At 61.8% G+C, this 18,315-nt stretch carries 20 protein-coding genes; 11 read left to right on the top strand and 9 right to left on the bottom strand.

What is annotated here, in order from left to right:
• Positions 1–56: 56 nt before the first annotated feature.
• The 3 genes from B8746_RS00785 to B8746_RS00775 are packed head-to-tail and all read right to left on the bottom strand — an operon-like array spanning position 57 to position 2,186.
• The gene (locus B8746_RS00785) at positions 57–866 is read right to left on the bottom strand and encodes a heme-dependent oxidative N-demethylase family protein (RefSeq protein WP_143434493.1); all 810 of its coding nucleotides are present in this window, start codon (positions 864–866) and stop codon (positions 57–59) included.
• Entirely contained in the window at positions 856–1,482 is a 627-nt protein-coding gene (locus B8746_RS00780) for a class I SAM-dependent methyltransferase (RefSeq protein WP_084391347.1), read from the bottom strand. Before B8746_RS00780 ends, B8746_RS00785 begins: the two co-directional genes overlap by 11 nt.
• Positions 1,483–1,487: 5 nt before the next feature.
• Complete coding sequence (locus B8746_RS00775) at positions 1,488–2,186, bottom strand: hypothetical protein (protein ID WP_084391346.1); 699 nt, start codon at positions 2,184–2,186, stop codon at positions 1,488–1,490.
• A gap of 208 nt (positions 2,187–2,394) precedes the next feature.
• Between B8746_RS00775 and B8746_RS00770 the strand changes: the two genes are divergently transcribed.
• Together B8746_RS00770 and B8746_RS00765 are read left to right on the top strand one after the other, a co-directional pair.
• Positions 2,395–4,464, top strand: coding sequence for an alpha/beta hydrolase family protein (locus B8746_RS00770; RefSeq protein WP_084391345.1), 2,070 nt, complete (start codon positions 2,395–2,397; stop codon positions 4,462–4,464).
• A 7-nt stretch (positions 4,465–4,471) separates the two neighbouring features.
• A complete protein-coding gene (locus B8746_RS00765) occupies positions 4,472–5,491 on the top strand; it encodes an adenosine deaminase (protein ID WP_084391344.1) in 1,020 nt (339 codons plus the stop codon).
• 148 nt (positions 5,492–5,639) lie between these two features.
• Here B8746_RS00765 and B8746_RS00760 read toward each other — a convergent pair whose 3' ends face one another.
• Positions 5,640–6,080, bottom strand: coding sequence for a GNAT family N-acetyltransferase (locus tag B8746_RS00760; RefSeq protein ID WP_158084495.1), 441 nt, complete (start codon positions 6,078–6,080; stop codon positions 5,640–5,642).
• A 147-nt stretch (positions 6,081–6,227) separates the two neighbouring features.
• Here B8746_RS00760 and B8746_RS00755 point away from each other — a divergent pair, with 147 nt between their 5' ends.
• The gene (locus B8746_RS00755) at positions 6,228–6,740 is read left to right on the top strand and encodes an SRPBCC family protein (RefSeq protein ID WP_143434492.1); all 513 of its coding nucleotides are present in this window, start codon (positions 6,228–6,230) and stop codon (positions 6,738–6,740) included.
• A gap of 168 nt (positions 6,741–6,908) precedes the next feature.
• Here B8746_RS00755 and typA read toward each other — a convergent pair whose 3' ends face one another.
• Complete coding sequence (gene typA, locus B8746_RS00750; protein ID WP_084391341.1) at positions 6,909–8,747, bottom strand: translational GTPase TypA; 1,839 nt, start codon at positions 8,745–8,747, stop codon at positions 6,909–6,911.
• Between the two features lie 145 nt (positions 8,748–8,892).
• On the opposite strand from typA, the gene B8746_RS00745 reads away from it, so the two are divergent.
• Complete coding sequence (locus B8746_RS00745; RefSeq protein ID WP_084391340.1) at positions 8,893–9,354, top strand: PH domain-containing protein; 462 nt, start codon at positions 8,893–8,895, stop codon at positions 9,352–9,354.
• Positions 9,355–9,471: 117 nt separating this feature from the next.
• On the top strand, positions 9,472–10,047 hold the full coding sequence (locus B8746_RS00740) for a type 1 glutamine amidotransferase domain-containing protein (protein WP_084391339.1): 576 nt from the start codon (positions 9,472–9,474) through the stop codon (positions 10,045–10,047).
• A gap of 69 nt (positions 10,048–10,116) precedes the next feature.
• On the opposite strand, the gene B8746_RS00735 is transcribed toward B8746_RS00740, so the two are convergent.
• Positions 10,117–10,350 carry a hypothetical protein gene (locus tag B8746_RS00735; RefSeq protein WP_084391338.1) on the bottom strand — a complete coding sequence of 78 codons (234 nt, stop codon included), beginning with the start codon at positions 10,348–10,350 and terminating at the stop codon, positions 10,117–10,119.
• Between the two features lie 230 nt (positions 10,351–10,580).
• Here B8746_RS00735 and B8746_RS00730 point away from each other — a divergent pair, with 230 nt between their 5' ends.
• Positions 10,581–11,108 (top strand): cytochrome c, encoded by a 528-nt coding sequence (locus B8746_RS00730; RefSeq protein WP_084391337.1) that lies wholly within the window; start codon positions 10,581–10,583, stop codon positions 11,106–11,108.
• On the opposite strand, the gene B8746_RS00725 is transcribed toward B8746_RS00730, so the two are convergent.
• A complete protein-coding gene (locus B8746_RS00725) occupies positions 11,105–11,803 on the bottom strand; it encodes an HAD family hydrolase (RefSeq protein WP_084391336.1) in 699 nt (232 codons plus the stop codon). The two genes, B8746_RS00730 and B8746_RS00725, sit on opposite strands and share 4 nt — an antisense overlap.
• 270 nt (positions 11,804–12,073) lie before the next feature.
• Here B8746_RS00725 and B8746_RS00720 point away from each other — a divergent pair, with 270 nt between their 5' ends.
• The 3 genes from B8746_RS00720 to B8746_RS00710 all read left to right on the top strand — a co-directional run bounded on the left by B8746_RS00720 (position 12,074) and on the right by B8746_RS00710 (position 14,333).
• Positions 12,074–12,877 (top strand): hypothetical protein, encoded by an 804-nt coding sequence (locus B8746_RS00720; RefSeq protein ID WP_084391335.1) that lies wholly within the window; start codon positions 12,074–12,076, stop codon positions 12,875–12,877.
• Positions 12,878–12,892: 15 nt separating this feature from the next.
• Positions 12,893–13,564, top strand: a complete 672-nt coding sequence (locus tag B8746_RS00715) for a hypothetical protein (RefSeq protein ID WP_143434490.1) — start codon at positions 12,893–12,895, stop codon at positions 13,562–13,564.
• A gap of 241 nt (positions 13,565–13,805) precedes the next feature.
• Positions 13,806–14,333 carry a hypothetical protein gene (locus B8746_RS00710; protein ID WP_084391333.1) on the top strand — a complete coding sequence of 176 codons (528 nt, stop codon included), beginning with the start codon at positions 13,806–13,808 and terminating at the stop codon, positions 14,331–14,333.
• On the opposite strand, the gene B8746_RS00705 is transcribed toward B8746_RS00710, so the two are convergent.
• Entirely contained in the window at positions 14,334–14,978 is a 645-nt protein-coding gene (locus B8746_RS00705; protein ID WP_084391332.1) for a response regulator, read from the bottom strand.
• Between the two features lie 32 nt (positions 14,979–15,010).
• Here B8746_RS00705 and B8746_RS00700 point away from each other — a divergent pair, with 32 nt between their 5' ends.
• Together B8746_RS00700 and B8746_RS00695 are read left to right on the top strand one after the other, a co-directional pair.
• Positions 15,011–16,975, top strand: coding sequence for a sensor histidine kinase (locus B8746_RS00700; RefSeq protein WP_084391331.1), 1,965 nt, complete (start codon positions 15,011–15,013; stop codon positions 16,973–16,975).
• 95 nt (positions 16,976–17,070) lie between these two features.
• Positions 17,071–17,418 (top strand): hypothetical protein, encoded by a 348-nt coding sequence (locus B8746_RS00695; RefSeq protein WP_084391330.1) that lies wholly within the window; start codon positions 17,071–17,073, stop codon positions 17,416–17,418.
• A gap of 78 nt (positions 17,419–17,496) precedes the next feature.
• Here the strand turns inward: B8746_RS00695 and B8746_RS00690 are convergent, their stop codons facing one another.
• Positions 17,497–18,267 carry a vWA domain-containing protein gene (locus B8746_RS00690; protein WP_084391329.1) on the bottom strand — a complete coding sequence of 257 codons (771 nt, stop codon included), beginning with the start codon at positions 18,265–18,267 and terminating at the stop codon, positions 17,497–17,499.
• Between the last annotated feature and the right edge of the window lie 48 nt (positions 18,268–18,315).

The following is an 18,315-nucleotide window of genomic DNA, read 5'->3' as shown; positions in this document are numbered from 1 at the left end:
GAATCAGCAATCGCCTCTCACATAACGCAGTTTGCGGAGATTTCGACCGTCAGCGCCTATCCGGCCGCAGCCGATTGCCGGCAGGCCTGGCCGACCAGGTCCTCAAGATCGTCCCAGCCCTTATAGGCACGGATCTCGCGGTCCGCGCCAATCCAGGAATCCTCGAAGGTCTCGCGCACATCCGGGTCGGCGAGCAGATGCATGAGCGGGTCCACACAGACGCGAATGGTGAAACAGATCGCACCGGTTTCCGGCAGCTTGCGGATCGTCTGGCGTTCGACCCGAAGGTGCAGGTCTTCCGGCTGGGCGCCGTCAGCGCTGGGCCGGCGCATGGTGAAGAGTTCGCCCGACACCTGTACCGTCCAGTTGAACCGTTCCAGCACACGTGCCGGCTGCAGGCCATCGAAAATGCGGTTGATGCGCGAGGCCAGCTCCGGGTCGCCGCCCGGCACCGGCGAATGCAGCCCGCCCAGCGAGCGGCCGATCTGGTCTTCCAGTCGCCAGAAAGTCGGCGCGGCCACAACGCCCGCCATCAGTGTCCAGCCATCGCCCATGTCTTCCAGCACGCACAGATCGTCCGAAACCAGCGCCCCGGCCGTGGCCAGCGCATTCGGCCAGGTCTCGCTGCTGCGCGCGCCTGTCGCTTCGCCCACCATGGACAAAAGCTCGCGGCAGGCAGCGCTGTCCACATCGCCAAGCACCGTATCATACGCCCGCTCCGCCATCAGCGTGCGCTTGTCGAGCAGCCAGGCATCAGCCTCGGTGTCCGGCATCAGCCAATGCTCCAGGGAAAGCGGCTTCAGCGCGGGCGCGATGACAGGAGGCCCTTCGAGAAAGGGCAGATATGGCGGGGTCCTACGCGGCACGCGCACTCCCCCAGCTGCAGAAACCGGCAATCTTCGGCGTGTTCGGCAGGTACATCGTGTCCATCTCGTCCACGGCAAAACCCGCTGCCTTCAGCATCTCGCCCGTGTCTCGCGTCAGATGACAGCCCCCGGCAAGCGGCTTCCAGACCGGCTCGATCCGGCGCTGCCATTTGGCAACGCCCTCGTCGGGCGCAAGGCCGTGTTCCGAAAAGAGGACCTGCCCATCCGGCTTCAGCACACGTCGCGCCTCCTTCAGGGCGCCCTCCCAGTCAGGAATGGTGCACAGCACGAAGGTAATGACGACAGTGTCGACCGATGCATCATCAAGCGGAACAGCCTCTGCGCCCGCCTCGATGAAGTCGATCCTGTTGCCCCAGCCAAGCTCGGCGGCAGCCTTGCGCGCCCGCTTGATCATCCCGCCGGATGGTTCGAGCGCATAGAGCGTCTCAATGTCATTGTGCGCGTAATAGTCGAAATTGGTGCCGGACCCGCACCCGATCTCCAACACCCTGCCGCGCGCCTTCGGCACGATCTTGGCGCGCTGTTTCATGATCGGCTTGGTCGAGCAGGCGCAGGAAATGAGCGGCGGAACAACATATTTCTCCCACAGCCCCATGGCGCTCAGTCCCTAAGGCTCATCGCCTGGCGCGCCGCCGCATTGCCGGGCTCCAGCTTCAGGGCATCCTGCGTCATCACCACATCATAGGACAGGCCATCACCCATGGGCGCGTAGACGGCAGATCCGAACTGCGTCTCCATGCCCATCTTGTTGCCCTGCTGCTTGGCCAGCGTATAGACATCGAGGCCCGGATTCTTCGACAGGGCGAGCCCGTTCGAGGTGGCTTCTGTCACCGTCGCCGTATTATAGCGGCGCGACATGCGGCCTTCGACATATTCCAGCCGGTAGACACTGTCATATCCGACAATCGTGGCCATTGGCTTATAGGTAATGACCTGCGCGCCCATTGAGAACTCGTCACCCGTCAGCACACAGTCTTCCTCCGTGCCGCCATCGACGAAACAGGTCACCTGGTCGCCCTCGGCAAGCTGGATATTGGCGCGGAACGCATCCGCCGTACCGCCCGCGCTGGAAAAGGTGATCTTGGCGACGGGGCGTTCATAGGTCAGGCGCTGATAGGTCTGCAGGTTGAGACCGGCAAATGTGCCAACCCCCGCAAGCCCGAGAAAGCCGATACCAAACAGGAAGCGCAATCCGCCAGCCGCCATGCGCAGCTTCATCAGGCGGCCAAGCCCTGCAAAGGTCAGCATCAGTCCGATAACACCGGTCAGTGCCGGTACAATCCACCAGATCAGTCCCATTCCGTACCCTTGTCCTGCCGCCCTCCGGGCTGGCTTATGATGTGTTGTAACGCAGACATCCGATTTACCAAACCTGTCTTTGCGGCAGCTCATGCCTAAGGGTGAATCGCGCAAAAAGTTGGGCAGCGCTGCATTGAGAGGGCTGCGCCTATTGCTAAGCGAAAGGCCTATGCTAGCGTTTCAGCCTATGGGTCGCCGGGAGGGCATCATGACATTCACCAGAACAATCCTGGCCGCATCGGCCCTGCTTCTGTCGGGCACGGCAGTGGCGCAGGACACAGATACATCCAGCCGCTTTACCGCCGAGCGCGTCTTCGACATCGAATATGCGACATCGCCGCAGATTTCGCCCGATGGCTCAAAGATCGTCTATGTCCGCCACTCCATGGACCGACTGAAAGACCAGGATCGCGGCGATCTCTGGATCATCGACGTCAAATCCGGCGAACAGCGCCCGCTCGTGACTGGCGGCGCCTCGGCCAGCAGCCCGGTCTGGTCGCCGGACGGCACCAGACTGCTCTACTCGACCTCAAACAATGGCAAGCCGGAATTGCGCCTGCTCTATATCGATAGCGGCGACAGCTTCTCGCTTGCCCAGCTCGAACAGGGACCATCCGGCGCGCAATGGTCGCCCGATGGCAAGCTTATCGCCTTCTCCATGTTCGTCGCCGATGAGAAGCCGAGCTTCGCCAAACCCATCGAACAGCCCGAAGGCGCCGAATGGAATGCGCCGGTCAAGGTCTTCGACGACCTTACCTACCGCTTTGATGGCGCAGGCTATCTTGAGGACGGCTACAGCCAGATCTTCGTCCTGTCGGCCGATGGCGGCACCCCGCGCCAGATCACTGATGCCGATGGCGGCCTCTCCGGTGTGGCCTGGCTCGACAATGATACGCTGCTTGCCTCCGGCAATCTCAATGATGAGCGCGACATGCAGCCCGTCGAAAGCGAAATCTACGCAATCCAGCTCTCTGACAAATCCGTCCGCCCACTGACGAGCCGCAACGGCCCTGACTTTGCGCCGGTCGTCTCTCCGGACGGCAAGACGATTGCGTTCAGAGGCTATGACGATCAACTAAAGGCGTATCAGCAGAACAATCTCTACCTGATGAACGCTGACGGTTCGAATGTCCGCGAACTCGCCGCCGGCTTCGACCGCGCATTCGGACAGACCGTCTGGGCCCCGAATGGCCGCAGCCTTTACTCGCTCATCGAGAATGCCGGCAATATTGACCTGTTCGAGATCGGGCTGAATGGCGACACCAGCATCGCCCTGTCCGGCCTTGGCGGCACATCGATCGGCCGGCCCTATGGCGGTGCGGACTTCTCCATCTCCGCCACCAGCCGCCCGGTCTTTGCCTATACGGCCGGAACGGCCGACACGCCTGCCGATGTCGCAGTCGCCGGGCGCAATGTGACGGACCGCGTCCTGACCGCGCTCAATGCGGACATCCTGCCCTATCTCGACATGGCCCGCGTGGAAGAATTCAAGGTCTCCTCCAGCGCCGATGGCCGCGAGGTCGAGGCCTGGGTCGCCCTGCCGCCAGACTTCGTGGCGGATGGAAGCTTCCCGATGATCCTCGAAATCCATGGCGGCCCGTTCTCGATGTACGGCCCCTTCTTTTCGAGCGAGATCCAGCGTTATGCCGCCGAGGGCTATGTCACCGTCTGGTCCAACCCGCGCGGCTCCACCTCCTATGGCGAGGAATTCGCCCAGCTGATCGACAAGAAATATCCGGGTAATGACTATGATGACCTGATGAGCGTCGTCGATGAGATGGTCGCCCGAAATTATGTTGACTCGGACCGCCTCTTCATCACGGGCGGCTCGGGCGGCGGCATCCTCACCGCCTGGACGATCACGAAGACCGACCGCTTCGCCGCGGCTGCCTCCATCAAGCCGGTGATCAACTGGATGACGATGGGCCTTGCGAGCGACATCGGCGTCTTCGTGAACAAGCACTGGATCGGTGCCAATCCGTGGGATGAGCCTGAGAAATTCCTCGCCCTCTCGCCGATCCGCTACGTAAGCAACGTCAAGACCCCGACCATGATGATGGTGGGCGAAGAGGATTACCGCACGCCAGCCTGGGAGGCTGAACAGTTCTATTCCGCGCTGAAGCAGAACGGCGTCGACACAGTGCTGGTGCGCGTGCCGGGCTCCCCGCACTATATCGCCAGCCGCCCCAGCCGCCTCATCGCCAAGACAGACAACATCATGGGCTGGTTCGCGAAATATGACCCGGCCAGACAGGATGAAGACGAAAGCGAGGAGTAAGTCTTAAGTGTCAGACCTGAACGCCCTGATCGACGCCCTGCCCAAGGCTGAGCTTCACCTTCACCTGGAAGGCAGCCTTGAGCCGGAACAGCTCATGGAGTTCGCCGCCCGTAACAAGGTCGACATCCCCTTCAAGACGCTGGAGGAAGTCCGCGCCGCCTATGAGTTCTCCAACCTGCAGGACTTTCTCGACATCTACTATCAGGGCATGTCCGTCCTTCAGACCGAGGCGGACTTCCACGATCTGACGGACGCTTATCTCAAGCGTGTCGCCGCCGACAATGTCCGCCATGTCGAGGTTTTCTTCGACCCGCAGGGCCATACAGAGCGCGGCATTCCCTTCGAGGTCCCGATCAAGGGCATCCTGAAAGCCCTTGATGCGGCAGAAGATAAATATGGCATCACCTATCGCCTCATCATGTGCTTCCTGCGTCACCTGTCTGAAGAGGACGCCTTCGAAACCCTGAAGCAGGCTGAGCCCTGGCTCTCCCGCATCCACGGTGTCGGCCTCGACAGTTCGGAAATGGGCCACCCGCCTTCCAAGTTCGCAAAAGTCTTCGAAGCCTGCCGCGCCAGGGGCCTGAAACTTGTCGCCCATGCCGGCGAGGAAGGCCCACCTTCATACGTCTACGAAGCAATTGACGAGCTGAAGATCGACCGCATCGACCATGGCAACCGCTCCCTGGAAGACGACGCGCTCGTCGCCCGCATCCGCGATGCCGGCCTGACCCTCACGGTCTGCCCGCTCTCGAACCTGTCGCTCTGCGTTGTCGATGACCTGAAAGACCATCCGATGAAGAAGATGCTGGCGCTCGGCCTGAAGGCCACCATCAATTCCGACGATCCGGCCTATTTCGGTGGTTATTTGAACCAGAACTTCCGCGAGACCGCCGCTGCAGTCGGCCTGACCCGCGAGGAGATCATCCAGCTCGCCAAAAACAGTTTCACAGGCTCATTCCTGCCCAAAGCCGAACAGGCAAAACACCTCGCAGACATCGATGAAGTTGCCGCCCGCTACGGGGTCTAGCGTCCAAGACTTCAGCCCATCGGGTCCGCCTCCCCACAATTTATCCGTGGGGTCCATCTTCAATGACCGAAACAGGTCCAGCCGGCAGGAGATGGGCACCACGGACAAGCCGTCGTGAACACGTCAGATCAAATTGCTTGAGGACGATCTAAGGCCCGCTGAGCCGTCTCTGGCCTTCGCGTGGTGGCACCTGGCCGACCTTCTCATACCAGCCCATCGCCTTGTAGGCGGCCAGCGCGGCGCCATTCTGGGCGTCGACATCTAGGGATAGCGGCGAACGCGCCATGTCGCGGGCCACCTGCAACAGGCCAGCGCCTACGCCGCAGAACCGCCAGTCGCGATGCACGAAAAGATGCGGCACATAGGCCTTGCGCCGCTCAAGCGTCAGGAAGCCAACAATGCCGGCATGGTCTTCATGCGCGACGAGGCAGTGATTGGAGGCCAGCAGACCGTGCAGCCGGACAAGCTCCACATCATGCGCGCGGCGCCACGGAAAATCTGTCAGGCAATCGCGGAAGACGGCTTCGATCTGGGCATCATCTGAGGCTTTCCGTAATCGGATTTTCCAGCCTGCGGCACGATGCGTCATCAGCTCCATAGGTGCGACATTATGACGGAAAAATGGCATCGTGAAGCCAGTTTGTGCGTTTCAACTGCAACTCGTCCGCGTACGCACCGGCTTGCCATGCCTTGCTCACCGGGAAATACTTGCCCGCGGTGGAGGAGAAGACATTCCATGAAATACGCTATCATAGCTGTCACTATGGGCGCTGCGTTGCCTGCATCGGCGGAAATCGTCGCTGCGACGCCCGACCATTACACCCTGCGCCACGAAGCGGTCTCCACCCTCTCACCAGAGGATATGTGGGAGCGCCTCATCGAGCCGGACACCTGGTGGCACCCTGACCACACCTATTCCGGCAGCGCTGAAAACCTCTGGCTCAATCCGAATGCTGGGGGTCCGTGGATGGAATCATGGGACGGCAATGTCGTCGAGCACGGCCGCGTGCTCAGCCTCATCGAAGGCGAAATGCTCCGCCTCGACGCGCCCTTCGGCCCGCTTCAGGGCATGGCCGTGAATGTCGTCTGGACCATCACGATTGAGCCGGATGGCGACGGCACCCGCATCACTTTCGACGAGATCGCCAACGGCTCATCCGCCAGCGGCCTCGACAAGATCGCCCCCGCTGTCGACGGCGTGAAGCAGCAGGCCATGGCCCGCCTCGTCGATCCGGGCACCACGAACTAGGCGCAGGCCCTAGACGCCAGCCGCCTCCAGCTCCTCAATCGCCGCGTCCAGATAGGGCAGCGGATCGACCAGCACATAGCCCGGCGTCTTCTCCATCAGCTCCTCCATCCTCGTCATTGGCAGGATGGACGCTAACCGGCAGCGAGCGCCGCGCCTAGGGCCTGAGCGTTATGCGTTTGCGGCCTGCGCGGCCTTTGCCGCCTTCTTGCGCTCATGCGGGTCGAGATGGATCTTGCGCAGGCGGATATTCTCCGGCGTCACTTCGACCAGCTCATCATCGGCGATATAGGCCAGCGACCGCTCAAGCGTCATCTGCAGCGGCGGGGTGAGGCGCACAGCCTCATCGGTGCCGGAGGCGCGGACATTGGTCAGCTTCTTGCCCTTGAGCACGTTCACCTCAAGGTCATTGTCACGATTATGCTCGCCGATGATCATGCCCTGATAGACCTTGTCGCCAGGGTGGATCATCATCGGGCCGCGATCTTCGAGGTTCCACAGCGCGAAGGCCACAGCCTCGCCCTGCTCCATCGAGACCAGAACGCCGGTATGGCGCCCTTTGATCGGTCCCTTATACGGCGCATATTCAAGGAAGACGCGGTTCATGATCGCCGTGCCGCGCGTGTCCGAGAGGAGCTCGCCCTGATAGCCGATCAGGCCGCGCGTCGGCGCGTGGAAGACCAGCCTTGTGCGGCCCGCGCCGGATGGCTTCATTTCCATCATGTCGGCTTTGCGCTCATTCAGCTTCTGAACGATGATGCCAGTGTGCTCGTCATCGACGTCGATGACGACTTCCTCGATGGGCTCCAGCTTCTCGCCCGTCGCCTCATCGGTCTTCATCACGACCTGCGGACGCATCACGCCAAGTTCAAAGCCTTCCCGGCGCATCGTCTCGATCAGGACTGCCAGCTGGAGTTCGCCCCGGCCCGACACGGTGAACGCCTCGGCCTCGGTCGAGCGCTCGACCTTGAGAGCAACATTGCCCTCAGCCTCTTTCACAAGCCGGTCCCAGATCAACCGCGAGGTGACTTTCTTGCCCTCGGTTCCCGCGAGAGGGGAATCATTCACCCGGAAGGTCATGGAGAGGGTCGGCGGGTCGATCGGCTGCGCTTCGATCGGCTCGGACACGGATGGGTCGACAAAAGTATCGGCAACGTTCGCCTTGGTAAGGCCGGCGAGCGAGACAATGTCGCCCGCAACGCCAACATCAATCGGCTCGCGCTGGAGGCCGCGGAAAGCCAGCACTTTCGACACCCTGCCCTGCTCGACCAGCTCGCCATCGCGCGACAGCACCTTCACCGTCTGGTTCGGCTTCACTGTGCCGGAGGTGATACGACCGGTCAGGATGCGGCCGAGGAAGTTGTCGGAAGAGATCGTCGTCGCCAGCATGCGGAACGGGCCCTCTTCGACGGCAGGTTCCGGCACATGCTTCACCACCATGTCGAACAGCGAATCCATGCTGTCAGTCGGCTTGTCGGCATCCGTCGACATCCAGCCATTCTTTGCCGAGCCGTAAAGGATCGGGAAGTCGAGCTGGTCATCGTCTGCGCCAAGGTCTGCGAAGAGGTCGAACACTTCGTTGATGACATAGTCCGGACGGCTGTCCGACTTGTCGATCTTGTTGACCGCCACGATGGGACGCAGGCCGACCTTCAGCGCCTTCGACACAACGAACTTGGTCTGCGGCATCGGGCCTTCAGCCGCGTCCACCAGAACGATCGCGCCGTCCACCATGTGAAGGATACGTTCCACCTCGCCGCCAAAGTCGGCGTGTCCGGGCGTGTCGACGATGTTGATCCGCGTATCGCCCCAGACGACCGAGGTCGTCTTGGCAAGGATGGTGATGCCGCGTTCCCGCTCCAGATCATTGGAGTCCATCATCCGCTCTTCAGTCTGTTCGTTCTCGCGGAAGGTGCCGGACTGTTTCAGCAGGCAGTCGACCAGCGTGGTCTTGCCGTGGTCAACGTGGGCGATGATCGCGATATTGCGAAGGGATTTCGGCTCGGACATGGGAGGGTAGGCTTTCAAGGCTTGTTTGGCGCGCGTGTACACGGCATCGCGCCGAAAAGCGAGGGCTCATCCTCACCACAGCGGGAACACGCCGGCCCCACATATCGTTAATTTGGCAGGACACCCCGAAAGAGGCACCGGCCGGATGAGCTATATCAACACGCACCTGCATGAAGGCGAACACGTCATCTATCGCGGCCGGTTCCACTGGCTGTGGCATGCGCGCGCCTGGGCAGCCCTGCTCATCTTTGGCTGGCTGATCATCGGCATCATCTACTGGATCTACGAAATGATCCGCCTCAACACCACCGAGTTTGCCATCACCAACCGGTCCATCCTTCTCAAAAAGGGCTTCATCTCCGCGCACGTCACACAGCTTTCCCTCGAAGCCGTCGAAGGCGCGAAGCTCGACCAGGGCATCCTTGGCCGCATCTTCGGCTTTGGCGGCCTCGACATTGAAGGGCGCGGCGCTGGCGAGATCGACTTTCCGACCATGGCCCGCCCGGCAAAATTCCTGAGTGCTCTCAACCATGCCCAGATGAAGGCCGAAAACGCCCCAATGGAGCGCCTCGCAGAGGAAATTGACCACCATGACAATGCAGCCTGAAACCGCAACAGTTAAAACGTCTTCACGCCGGAACGCAAAGCCGCCGCACCCGTTGTTGAAACAGGTGGCGCGCACGGTTGCCGCGGCCATGATCCGAAAGAAATTCAGGAGATTCAGATGACAAAGAGAGCAGAAGGAAAAACCCTCGCAATCCTCGCCGCCGACGGCTTTGAGGAGGTCGAGCTCACCTCACCGAAAGAGGCCATCGAAAATGCTGGCGGCAAGACCGTTATCGTCTCGCTCGAGCATGGCGAGATCGAAGCCAACCAGCACCGCAAGCACGGCATGAAGATCGCCGTCGACAAGACGCTGGACGAGGTGAAGGCCGACGATTTCGACGCCATCCTTATTCCGGGCGGCCTGTTCAGCCCCGATACGCTCCGCACCAACCAGAAGGCGCTCGACTTCGTGTCCGCCTTCTTCGAGCAGAAGAAGCCGGTCTTCTCGATCTGCCACGGCCCACAGGTGCTAATTTCGGCCAATCTGGTGAATGGCCGGAAGGTTACGGGTTTCAAGGCTATCCAGCAGGATCTGAAAAATGCCGGCGGCATCGTTTCCGATGAGCCGGTGGTTGTCGATGAAGGTCTCGTGACATCACGCAACCCGGACGACCTTGGTGCGTTCAATGACAAGATCGTCGAGGAAATTTGCGAGGGCAAACATGACGGTCAACGAGAATCGGTCGCCGCGTAGTCTCATCCCCTTCGCCAAGCGATCCGACCGAAGCGTCCCTCCCTGTGAGGGGCGCTTCTTTTTTGGGCGTCAGTCTGGCTGGTGGCGTTTCACGGAGTCCTGCCACACCGAATAGATGAACGTTGCTGACCAGGTCAGGATCATGAATCCGCCCAGCGATTGCATCATGGCGACCAGGCGTATCGAGCCGCTGGTCTCCATCTGGGTGAAGCCCAGCGTGACAAAAGTCATTCCGGAAAAGTAGATCAGGTCCGCCACCGAACCGGTATAGGCACCCGAAAAGGTCCCGAACCAGCAGGCCAAGAAACGCGGTCAGAACGGCCCTGTGGTCTGTGCCTTCACACGCGGCATACAACGCAGCACGCTCGTCTTCGCCTTCGTCGCGTGCATCATGTCAGTCACCCTGTTTGGCGTGGCCTATTCCTGGTGGATCTGGCGCAAGGCATCGGACCGCAATGAAGGCGCAGATTACGTGGTGTAATCAGAGCAATGGCGCTACAAGGTCTTTCGCCTCCCATGAAAGACCCTGCCCTATGCGCCTTGCCCTTCCTGCCGCTACCGCCCTGCTTCTCGCATCGTGCGGCGGCGCCTCCACCGATGACATTCACCCGCAGACGGTCCGCGCGGCCATGACCGACCTGATCGAGCCAGCCTCAGACCAGATACAGACCATCGCTTTCGAGCTCTACAATGAGGAGGGCGACCTCGACCCGTCCCTGCTCAACGCATCTCAATGGGACGCGCTGGACGAGGCGGCCCGCACCATCGAACAGGCGGCGCTCGCCCTTGAAGCTGCGCCGGACATGCCAGTCGCCACAGAAGGCGAAACCCTCTGGAACGAGGACAGCGAAGGCGCCTCCACCGCAGCTGATGTCGCCGCCTATATTGCAGCCGATCCGGCCGGTTATGCCTCCGAGGCGCGCAAGCTTGCCGGCATTGGCCAAGGGATTTCCCTCGCCGCAGAAATGCGCGACCCGATCGCGCTCGACGAGGCCGCCCTCGCCCTCACCGACAGCTGCACCAGCTGCCACAACCAGTTCTGGTACAAGCAGGAAGACTAGAGCCCGCGCAGCAGGTCGGGCAGTGCGTCCAGCGTCTCGATCTGCCGGAACCGTTCTGCGCCCTCCGGCGGATCGGCATGTTCCAGCGCCCAGGTCAGGCTGTGCGGCACGTGCACGCCCCAGCTGCCTGCCTCAATGGCCGGAATGACGTCAGATTTCAGCGAATTGCCGACCATCATCGCCGCCTCCGGCCCGCCTTCGCTCGCCCCGAAGATCCGCTCATAGACGGCGGGCTTCTTGTCGGAGACGATCTCCACCCCGTCGAAATAATCGCCAAGGCCGGACTGGGCGAGCTTGCGCTCCTGGTCGAACAGGTCGCCCTTGGTGATCAGGATCAGCGAATAATCCGGCGCGACGGCCTCCAGCGTGTCATGCACGCCGGGCAGTGTCTCAACCGGATGGGTCAGCATCGCCCGTCCAGCCTCGAGGATTTCCTTGATCGTCGCAGCCGGCACCTTGCCGCTCGTCACCTCAATCGCCGTCTCGATCATCGACAGCGTGAAGCCCTTCACGCCGAAGCCATAAAGCCCGAGATTGCGCCGTTCGGCTGCCAGCAGCTTCTCCCCGATCGTATCAGGGTCGGCATGATCGGCCAGCATGTCGAAGATCTGCTCCTGCGTCAGCCGGAACACGCTCTCATTGTGCCAGAGCGTATCGTCCGCATCGAAGCCGATTGTCCGGATGGGCTGGGTCATAGTCCTGCGCTCCTACGCCGGGCCACGCTTTTGGGCAACGCCTTGCTGATTGCAGCAATTCGATCAATAGTCGCCCACCACATGGTCGCTACATCAACGTAAACGTCGGTCAGAGCAAGATACGTCAGATTCGCGAAATGCTGGACAATGCGGAAGAGGCCGCGCCATGATCCTCCGGCGCCGCGCTGCGCCCCTCAATTTGAACGTTGGCGCTGAACAGGGTAAACTCTCCGCAACGCTCATACCCGCATCACATCAGGGGGAGGCAGTATGGCGATCCGCATTCTCGCCCTTGCATGCGCCGTCCTGGCCATCGCCGGGTTTCGGCCACCTGCCATTGCACAAGGTGTTCAGTGGGAGCAGCTCGACCGGCTCTATTCCAGCTTGCCTCCCGGCCGTGACGACCCCGCCTGGCGCATCGACAATCTGACCTGCCTTGGCGAGCATGTTTGCGCCCTTGGCGGCAAGGCGGGGGAACGCTGGAATTGCGACAGCCGGGTCAAGGTGTGCGTCGGCCAGTGGCGGGATGGGCGTGCGGGCAAGTCTGAGCTCTGGGACCTGTTTGACTGTTCGACCTTCTTGTCAGACCTCAACGCCAGACAGGCCGACCTGCTTCGCAATCCGCGGTTCTGTGAAGCCCCGCCACCCGCCAAGGCCCTGATGTCGACCTATGACGATGACGATATCCGCTGTCTCAGTGACACATGGTGCCGCGACCATACCAAGCTGACCCAACAGCAATGTACCGCGCGGATCGAAAAGTGCAGCGGCCCCCTCACAAGGCTGACCGTCTCCGAACGCAATAGCTGCCGTGCCTCACGCCGGATCAATACTCAGGCCGGCCGCTGCGGGTTGAAATACAAGCGCCCCGTCTGGCTCGACGAATCCGAGTGGACGCCGCCGCCCCGCCCGTCCCCGCCACCCTCAAAGCAGACGCCGGCCCCGGTTTCTCCGTCCACACCGCCCTCCGCCGCAGCCCCACCACGTACCTGGCAGGAGCAGGCCGACCGCGCCACAGCCCGCGCCGATGCCGAAGCCGAAGACGAGTTCAGCCTCGGTGATCTCGATTTCTGACGAAAGGACATGCCCATGATCCGTTTCATACTCGCCGCCGCCTGCCTTGCGCTTGCGCAGACAAGCCTGTCGGCACAGACACCGCCAACCGAAATCTCAAGCACCCAGTACACCTTCAGCAGCGACGACGTTTACAATGTCCTGACGCCCGGACAGCAGCGCAAATTCGACGAATACCAGGCGGATCTGCGCGAACTTCAGACCACCGGCCGCGCGCTGCCCGACGGGCCCAGCCGCGAAGCCGTACTGGCCGCCTTCGAGACAAAGAAGGCCGAACGCGATGCCGAGTTCGACTTCCTGCGGGGCATTAACGGCCAGACGGTCACGCTCTGGGGCACGCCACCTCCCGACCCGAGCGCCATCACCGCTCTCCTCGTGATGGAGCGACGCACCGGAATTGGCGGCATGCTGCATCCCCACTGGTACAAGGACCGGGAAGGCGCCCTGATTGGCAGCGCATCCCCGCCTGCCGTGAACGGCGACCTTGATACAATTCCAGCCGGGCCGACAGTGGATCTGGGTACATGGAGCCCCGGCGGGGCATCTATGCCGCCAGCGCCGCCGCCAGTCAGCTGCGACGAAACCCCACCCTCACATATCAGCAATCCAACCTGCCACTGCTACGAGACAACAGTCATGTACGGCCTGCAAACGGTTGAGCAATGTGTCTGGATATCGGGAGGGTAGCTTGGCTGGACCATGTGGTCACCAACAGCAAAACCCCCGCTCGTTGAGGTCAAGCGGGGCCGTTGGCGCAAAGGCTTCTGAAGAGGAGCCGTACCGGATGCAGGGCTTTGCGAAGTCCCGCGGCATCGGCTCGGCACACGGCGATTGGGGGAAAGCCCCCATGCCCCTGCAACCGCTCATCGCCTAGCTTTCCCTCAGGCAGCCAGCTCATGGCTGCTGCAACGAGCGAAAGGAACAGGCCATGTATGGCAAGACACTCATTCTCACCGCCGCCCTGTTCGCATCGGGCTGTGCGACGGGCTACCAGGTGGATGGCTTTACCGGCGGACAGGAACCGACCTGGCGCGGCACTGACATTCTCTCGGTGTCATCGTCCGGGAACGCCTATACCTCCTCGAAAAAGCTCAAGCGCATGACGCTGTTGCGGGCCGCGGAGTCTGCCATCGAGGCAAACTATCGCTACTTCATCGAGATCGATTCCGCGAACACAGGCAGCACGTCCACCCAATACCTGCCGACAACGACCAACACGACCTACACCGTCTCCAGCCCCACGCCCTATTCAACCAGCCTGTCATCGACGAGTTACACATCCGGCGGGCCAACGACGGTCTACAAGCCGGGTGTCGACAAGGTTTACCGCATGTTCGAGACGCTGCCTGAAGATGCACGCCCCGGCCAGTTCTACGATGCCTATGAAATTTACAACGAGTACGGCCGCAAATGGGTGAAGAACTTCACGCCGAAGACCCCGCCAGCCGGGTCCTGATCAGGTCTGGTTGAGATGGTCGAGCAGGCCGGTCCGGAACGCCGCTGTCAGAAGGCCGGCCACGGAAGGGGCGCCGAATTTTTCAAACAGGGTGGCGCGATGCTTCTCGACCGTCTTGGGGCTGATGGCGAGTTTGTCGCCGATCTGGGTCGAGGTGAGGCCCTCCGCAATGAGGCTGAGCACCTCGCGCTCGCGAAGGGTAAGATCTGGCGGCGGCGGGCTGTCTTCAAGCCGCCGCACAATATCGCCAGCGACATATTTCTGGCCCGACAGGACCAGTTCGAGTCCGGCACGAAGTTCTTCTTCACCGCACGTCTTGAGGAACAGCCCATCGACGCCGGAAGCAACCCAGTCGGCCAGCATCGAGACGGATGTAAAGCCCGTGAACACGGCGACTTTCGTCTCCGGGCTCCACCTGCGGCATTCGGCGAACACTTCCGCCCCATTTGCCAGGGGCATGCCGACATCGAGCGTCATCAGGCCAGGCCGGAGCTTGCGGCAGAGCGCAATGGCCTCAAGGCCATCGGCCGCCATGCCAATCACGTGCGCCCGGTGGATCGTCCCGAAAAGTCGTTCGAGACCGCTCCTCACCATTTCGTGGTCATCGGCAATGACGACGCCTATAGTTCCGCTCAGATCTGCCACGCGCCCCCCACAGGGTCTCAACTGGAGCCGCCATGGCCCTCTCAGGCTTCATAACAAGACTCCTGGGGCTGGTCTGCCTTTTATTGGCGACCGTGGCACCGCCCGATGCGGGTGCGCAGGACATTGTCCTTGATCAGCCAAAAGTCGATTTTGTGCTCGCTTACGGCACGATCGTCGAAATCCCCGACGCACGGGAGCGTCTGTCATTGGCAGAAGCCCGCGCTCGCCTGGACACCACCGGCCGGCCAGCACCGGGCCCTGCGGCTGGTGCCGTGCCGGTGCCTGGTCCGGTCTGGCTGCAGCTGACCCTCGCAAACCCATCAGACACCACAACGCTCCGCCGGTTCGTTCCAAACGGATACATCGCGCCCTATGACATGGAAGCCTGGCGCGTCGACGAGGCCACCGGGCCTCGGCTCATCCTGCGGCAGGTCAGTTATGATGGTTCGTTTGCGGACCGGTTTCCACAGAATCGCAACTTCATGAGCGAGGCATTTGCCGTTCCCCCGCGCGGGACCGCGGAAATCTGGTTTCGCCTGCCTTATGGCTATTACACCAACGCGCCTTTCTTCCTGATGGAGGAACAGGCCTTCATAGATGCGCATGAGGCGCGGGAATCCTTTCACTCATTTCTGTTCGGCATGCGGGCCGCGCTGCTGATCGCCATCTTTGCGTTTGCGGCCATCCTGCGCCAGCGAACCGCCTTCTATTACGGTCTCTTTGCACTGCTTATCTATGGCTACTTCCTGGCGAATTATGGCTACCTCTACGCTTTCTTCGTGAAGCACGCCCCGGCAGCCTATGTCGTCGAAGTCCTGCTGGGCGGACTGGCGATGACGGCCTTCACCTTCATGACGCGGACATTCCTCAATGCGCGCTCCGTCTACCCCCGCTTCAACCGGATTCTCATGTCGGCCCTCGGCGTGAGCTGGATACTCGGTCTCCTCGCGGCTTTCATCCTCAACTCCGCAATGGCGAATATCGTACTGCTCGCAGCGATCATCCTCATCGCTGCGGTCAATCTCACAGGGGCTGTCCTTGCTGTCGTGAACCGGCACCGCGGCGCGGGACTGTTCTTCACGGCCGCGGCGTTCATGTTTGGCCTGAGCGGTTTCGGTGCCGTGGCCCGTCACACGAATGCGCTGCCTTTCGACCTGTGGACCAAGACCGTGCACATCGGCTTTACCATCGACACCATCCTCTTCGCAGCAGCGCTTGTCGTGCAGACACTGGGGCTTCGCCAGGAACGCGACGATGCCGCTCAGGCAGAACTTTCGGCGCTGCGCGAAAAGGCCCATCTCTCCGACCAGCTGACCAGCGTGACCGCCGCGCATGACCGGGCCCTCCGGCTTGCCGAAGCACAGAGGCGGCGCGCCGCCTCCACGGCGCACGACCTCAAACAGCCGCTCCTGTCGCTGCGCATGGCCCTCGCCAGGGGCGAGCAGGACGAGACAGTCGGTGAGGGGCTGTCCTATCTGGAAAGCGTGATCGAGCGCGACTTGAATGATGCGCGCCCGCCCTCACCCGCGACGCCAGACCCCGGTGCCCCAGGCACCATCCCGGCCGCCAAGCTTATCGACAGCGTCACCATGATGTTCGGCGATGAGGCCGCATCAAGATCGATAACACTGGCTGGCGCGCCGACGGACCTGCAGCTCAGGGGCGACCCGGTCATCCTGATGCGCCTCCTCACCAATCTCGTCGCCAATGCCGTCAAGCATACGAACGCTGGCCGCATCACGGTCAGCGCGGCCGAAACAGACGGCACGGCGAGGCTCGACGTCTCCGATACCGGCACCGGCATCCCGGAAGACGCGCTCGCCAGCCTGTTCGACCCTTATGTCAAATCCGAAAGGTCCGCCGGTGAAGGGCTTGGCCTCTTCGTGGTCAGGTCGCTCGCCGAGGACCATGGCTGGTCGATCGAGGTCCAGTCTGCCGAAGGCGAAGGCTCGACCTTCTCGATCACCGGCATCGCCCTCGCCGGGGCCACCGCCTAGGCACCCGATTGGGGGAATTCCCCCATCCCGGGCGTCCCGGCCCCGCAATAGCGTCCCTTCATGGTCAGCAAACGATCTTGAAAGGACCGGACCCCATGACAAAGCGCATCGCCACATTCGCCGCCGCCCTCGCAGGCGGAACCCTGATGACAGCCTGCTCCACCCTCGGCCTCGGCTGCGACAACTATCTCAACTATGGTGAGATCATGGACACCTGGATCGGCGCGGACCTGATGGACTATGAGCGCCGGCAGAACACAAGGCCGATATCGACGCTGAAACGCCCGCAGAACCGCACCGAATACACTTACCGCGTCAAGGATGAGTGGATCGGCAACCAGCGCTATGAATGCATCACCCGCATGACCGCCGACGACAAGACCGGCAGGATCACAAACTGGTCCTATGAAGGCAATTCCTGCTACGGCTACTGCGACGACTGAGGCCTGAAACGCAAAACCCCCGCTCGTTCAGGGCGAGCGGGGGCCGTTGGCACAAGGGCGTCCTGAAGAGGAGCCGTCTCAGTTGCCCTTGCGTTCGATGACAGCGTCTTCCTTGGCGATGGCGCGGTCTTCAGCGTCGAACTCGATCTCCGCTTCTTCGCCCTTGCCATAGGAACGTGATTTCTTGGCAAGCCGGGACATCGATTCCTGCATCGTGCCCTGGCCGATCGCCATGGTCTTGCTGGCCGAGACACCGACCGCGTCGGCATCGTCGAACTTCGCGAACTCTGCGCCAAGGAACACCACTTCCCAGCCCTTTGCCTCGACCCGGTCGAGCGCGGCGCGGGCGCCATCCTTGGTGATCTCGCGGGACGAGTTTTCCATCCCGTCCGTCATGATGACGATGACGGCCTTTTCCGGATTGTCGGCTTCAGCGGTCGCGACGATGCGGCCGATGGCATCAAACAGCGGCGTCATCCCGCGGGGGCTGACCTCGTCGCTCGTCACCTTGGTCCATGCGGATGGCTCAACATCCTTGCGAAGCACATCATATTGCAGCCCGTCCTGGGCATCGAAGACGGCAAGCGTTACGGAGGTTTCAAGATCGTCGGTCTCGCCTTCCTCGGCCTCGCCAACGGCGGCGGCATAGGCGTTCACGGAGGTCAGCGCCTCGTCCCAGATCGAGGACATGGAGCCTGTACGGTCAAGCAGGATGTAGGAATGCACTTCATTGCCCCCGGTCAGTGTGGCTGGCTGTGTCTGGTCTGGCGCTGGCGCCGGATTGGCCGCGCACGCGCCGAAAGTGGCGGCGGCAGCGGCGATGGATAGAATAGCGGTCTTGCGGATCATGTCTGGTCTCCTCGTCTCCCTCAGAGCCCCACCCTTTCGGAGCCCGGA

The organism is Henriciella pelagia, assembly GCF_002088945.1.
GTDB lineage: Bacteria > Pseudomonadota > Alphaproteobacteria > Caulobacterales > Hyphomonadaceae > Henriciella > Henriciella pelagia.
This window is presented reverse-complemented; position numbering and strand designations above follow the sequence as displayed.

What these genes read in the sequence shown, in the direction of transcription:
- B8746_RS00780 (WP_084391347.1), bottom strand. Translation starts at nt 1,482, where the DNA reads ATGGGGCTGTGGGAGAAATATGTTGTTCCGCCGCTCATTTCCTGCGCC.
- B8746_RS00775 (WP_084391346.1), bottom strand. Translation starts at nt 2,186, where the DNA reads ATGGGACTGATCTGGTGGATTGTACCGGCACTGACCGGTGTTATCGGA.
- B8746_RS00770 (WP_084391345.1), top strand. Translation starts at nt 2,395, where the DNA reads ATGACATTCACCAGAACAATCCTGGCCGCATCGGCCCTGCTTCTGTCG.
- B8746_RS00760 (WP_158084495.1), bottom strand. Translation starts at nt 6,080, where the DNA reads ATGACGCATCGTGCCGCAGGCTGGAAAATCCGATTACGGAAAGCCTCA.
- B8746_RS00755 (WP_143434492.1), top strand. Translation starts at nt 6,228, where the DNA reads ATGAAATACGCTATCATAGCTGTCACTATGGGCGCTGCGTTGCCTGCA.
- typA (WP_084391341.1), bottom strand. Translation starts at nt 8,747, where the DNA reads ATGTCCGAGCCGAAATCCCTTCGCAATATCGCGATCATCGCCCACGTT.
- B8746_RS00745 (WP_084391340.1), top strand. Translation starts at nt 8,893, where the DNA reads ATGAGCTATATCAACACGCACCTGCATGAAGGCGAACACGTCATCTAT.
- B8746_RS00740 (WP_084391339.1), top strand. Translation starts at nt 9,472, where the DNA reads ATGACAAAGAGAGCAGAAGGAAAAACCCTCGCAATCCTCGCCGCCGAC.
- B8746_RS00730 (WP_084391337.1), top strand. Translation starts at nt 10,581, where the DNA reads ATGCGCCTTGCCCTTCCTGCCGCTACCGCCCTGCTTCTCGCATCGTGC.
- B8746_RS00725 (WP_084391336.1), bottom strand. Translation starts at nt 11,803, where the DNA reads ATGACCCAGCCCATCCGGACAATCGGCTTCGATGCGGACGATACGCTC.
- B8746_RS00720 (WP_084391335.1), top strand. Translation starts at nt 12,074, where the DNA reads ATGGCGATCCGCATTCTCGCCCTTGCATGCGCCGTCCTGGCCATCGCC.
- B8746_RS00715 (WP_143434490.1), top strand. Translation starts at nt 12,893, where the DNA reads ATGATCCGTTTCATACTCGCCGCCGCCTGCCTTGCGCTTGCGCAGACA.
- B8746_RS00710 (WP_084391333.1), top strand. Translation starts at nt 13,806, where the DNA reads ATGTATGGCAAGACACTCATTCTCACCGCCGCCCTGTTCGCATCGGGC.
- B8746_RS00700 (WP_084391331.1), top strand. Translation starts at nt 15,011, where the DNA reads ATGGCCCTCTCAGGCTTCATAACAAGACTCCTGGGGCTGGTCTGCCTT.
- B8746_RS00695 (WP_084391330.1), top strand. Translation starts at nt 17,071, where the DNA reads ATGACAAAGCGCATCGCCACATTCGCCGCCGCCCTCGCAGGCGGAACC.
- B8746_RS00690 (WP_084391329.1), bottom strand. Translation starts at nt 18,267, where the DNA reads ATGATCCGCAAGACCGCTATTCTATCCATCGCCGCTGCCGCCGCCACT.